Source organism: Bradyrhizobium sp. Cp5.3 (assembly GCF_000426265.1).
Classification (GTDB): Bacteria; Pseudomonadota; Alphaproteobacteria; order Rhizobiales; family Xanthobacteraceae; genus Bradyrhizobium; species Bradyrhizobium neotropicale.
Map to the genome: position 1 here is coordinate 1 of NZ_AUFA01000115.1, position 3,201 is coordinate 3,201.

1 protein-coding gene and 1 pseudogene are annotated in these 3,201 nt (G+C 55.2%); one reads left to right on the forward strand and one right to left on the reverse strand.

What is annotated here, in order from left to right; all coding sequences use genetic code 11:
* Nucleotides 1–172 precede the first annotated feature (172 nt).
* Nucleotides 173–329, forward strand: a pseudogene (locus K289_RS53330) (IS481 family transposase); the annotation flags it as partial.
* A 9-nt stretch (nt 330–338) separates the two neighbouring features.
* On the opposite strand, the gene K289_RS0140570 reads toward K289_RS53330, so the two are convergent.
* Entirely contained in the window at nt 339–2,822 is a 2,484-nt protein-coding gene (locus tag K289_RS0140570) for a leucine--tRNA ligase (protein ID WP_027556516.1), read from the reverse strand.
* Between the last annotated feature and the right edge of the window lie 379 nt (nt 2,823–3,201).

Below are 3,201 nucleotides of genomic sequence, written 5' to 3' on the forward strand. Positions count from 1 at the left end.
CCTCGTTCCGCGGATCTCATCGAGGCCAGCGGCCATGTGCCGCGCGCAAAGGCCGGACATATGACCGCACCGTTCCAATGTGTGAAATCGACTGAGAAAGCTCTTGCCACGCGGGCCGCTCCACATATGGGGGCAAGGTCACCACCCGCCTGCGCTACGCCAAGCTGCGCCAGCAAGCGCGCAAGCCTACCAGAACTCAGACCAGCGAACGGCCGAACTGTCCAACTGGCTCCATCGCTACAATTGGCATCGGCCGCTTGGTAGCCTGAAGGCCAACACACCCCATCAGCCGACTCGGTTTAGCCGGGAACAACCTCTCGAGGTTCCACACGGGCGGGCTATATGATCATGTTGACAATTCTGCCGGGAACGAAAATCACTTTTTTAATTGTCGCGCCTTGGACCCACTGACGAAGGTTTGGTTCGGCGGCAATCGCGTCACGAACCTGAGTTTCGTCCGCATTGGCGGGCACCACGATTTCGGCGCGCCGCCTGCCGTTAATCTGGACCGGAAGTACAATTGTGGCCTTGATAAGTGCACGTTCATCCACCTCCGGCCAACTCGCATGGTGGATACTATTGGTACGTCCGAGGTGAGACCACAGCTCTTCCGCCATGTGCGGTGCGAAGGGCGCCGTTATTCTCAATATGACCTCAAGATCTTCCCGATTTACGTGCTTACCCTCGCATTCGTTGAGCAAGATATTGAGCGCGGCCACGGCTGTATTGAATTTAAAGTTCTCGGCATCGGAGGTTACCTTCTGCACCGCATTGTTCAGATGTAATGCAATTTCAGGCGATGATGACGCCCGCTCTGCCGAGAGGCATTTTAGCGCGAAGCGCCAAAGCCGATCTAAAAATCGTCGCGCGCCGACAAGATTCTCGTCGATCCAGGGAACGGCCTTTTCGAAGGGGCCGAGCGCCAGCTCGTAAAGGCGGAAAGCATCCGCGCCCACCTCACGGATGACGTCGTCAGGGTTGCGGCTATTACCCTTACGCTTCGAGATCTTTGTTCCGTCGGATGCAAGAACATACCCCAGAAACTCCAATCGCTCGAACGGCTCAACGAAAGGAACCAAACCGCAATCGTACAGAACCTTGTGCCAGAAGCGCGCATAGATCAGATGAGCAACGGCGTGATCGGCTCCCGCATAGACATTAACCGGCCCCCACGTCGCTGCGGCTTCGGCGGAGAACGGTAGAGCGTCATTGTTCGGGTCCATGTACCGTAGCCAGTACCACGACGAGCCAGCCCATTGCGGCATGGTATTTGTTTCACGTCGGCACGGAATCGATTTCGCAGACGTCCGAAGGTGGCTCAAGCGCCCGGTGTCGGGCTCGATCCAGGCATCGACCCAACTCGCCAATGTCGCCAGCGGCCCACTCGGCTCGCCGGTCGGCTCGTAGGATTCGACAACCGGCAATTCAACCTGATCAAGCTCGCCGGGCACGACAGGTACCGCGAAGTGTACCTCACCCCGTTCGCTGTAGGTAATCGGCTCTGTCGGCGCCCACGCGCCAGCCGGCCCCTTGAGAATTTCTTCGTAGGCATCCCTGCCCAAAACCCACACGATCGGGAATGGTTCACCCCAGAACCGCTGCCGCGAAAACACCCAGTCGCGCATCTTGAAGTTTGTCTTGTCACCGGCATCGACCAGCTTCGCGAATTCGCGTCTTGCCTCATCGATTTTTAGGCCATCATATTTGCTCGAGCTGACGACTACGTCACCCTCTATGCACTCAACGATCGGTAGCCCAAAGGCTAAGGCGATCTCGCGATCACGATCATCGTGCGCTGGCACACCCATGACAGCACCTGATCCATAAGATGCGAGCACGTAGTCTGCGATGACCAGCGGGAATTCTTGTCCGGTGACTGGATTGATGCCCGAGATCCCTGAGAGCACGACACCTGTCTTCTCTTTCGAGATCGTTCGGTCTCTGTCCGAGTGAGACTTGGTTGCAGCAACATACGCCTCGACGTCAGCGCGGTTTGTCAAAAAATGAAGAAGCTGCGCAACCAAGGGAGAGTCAGGCGCTATCGCCGCGAACGTTACACCAGGCAGCGTCTCGATGCGGGTAGTAAATACATCTACTCTTACACCCTTGGTAGTGGCGAGGGAAAATTCGTGACCGGTGCTTCGCCCTATCCAATTCCGTTGAGCGTTCTTTACCGCTTCCGGCCACTGTGGAAGAAGGTTCAAGTCATCGATCAACCGTGACGCATAGGCGGTAATTCTCAGGGTCCATTGTCGCATGGGCTGCTGGAAGACAGGGTGACCACCGCGCTCGCTCTTTCCGTCGACAATATCTTCGTTGGCAAGGACCGTACCGAGCCCCGGACACCAGTTCACATAAGAAAGAGAGTAGTAAGCCAACCCGCGTCGGAACATCTCCAGAAAAATACGTTGAGTATGCTTGTAAAACCCAGGCTCGGTCGTGTTGATCTCTCGGTCCCAATCATATGCCAAGCCCAGTCGAATGAGTTGGCTTTTGAATCTCTCAACGTTTCGTGCAACCGTCGTGGCTGGATACTCCTTGTTTTCGATCGCAGTTTCCTCGGCCGGAAGCCCAAACGCGTCCCACCCCATGGGATGAAGTACGCGATAGCCTTGCATTCTCTTCATGCGACTATAGACATCGGTTCCGACATACCCTCGAGGATGGCCAACATGCATCGAGTTTCCTGATGGATACGGAAACATATCGACCACAAAGCACGTCTTTCCGCTGATATGGACATCGGCAGAATAGGTTTTGTCTAGAAGCCAGCGCTGCTGCCACTTGGTTTCGAACGACGCCGGGTCGTAAACAGGATTCATGATCGTACTTTCTCTTGGATATCTTGAGTCTATTGCTGTTTCTGGTGATGTGAAAACCAAAACCAGAAGCTGCATTGTGCGATCGATGCGCGCGCAGCGTGATTCAGCATATGGCAACAGACAACGTTAAACGAGTTGGTGCCCTGATTTCTTGGAACTGGCAAAGGTTTTTTTGCGAGCCGACTGGATAGCTCCGAAACGCGTTCCAAAGAAAGAGGTATCGAACCGTTCCCCAAACGTGATCCTCAAGCTAACTGATTGATTTACATCAAAATCAACCCAAGTGCGCGGGGATGTCCCGATCGCTGTTGAACTAGGTCGGGCCGACGTTGCCGGAATGAATGTTACGCGGCCCTCGTGACGTGGGCAACGGGGTTGA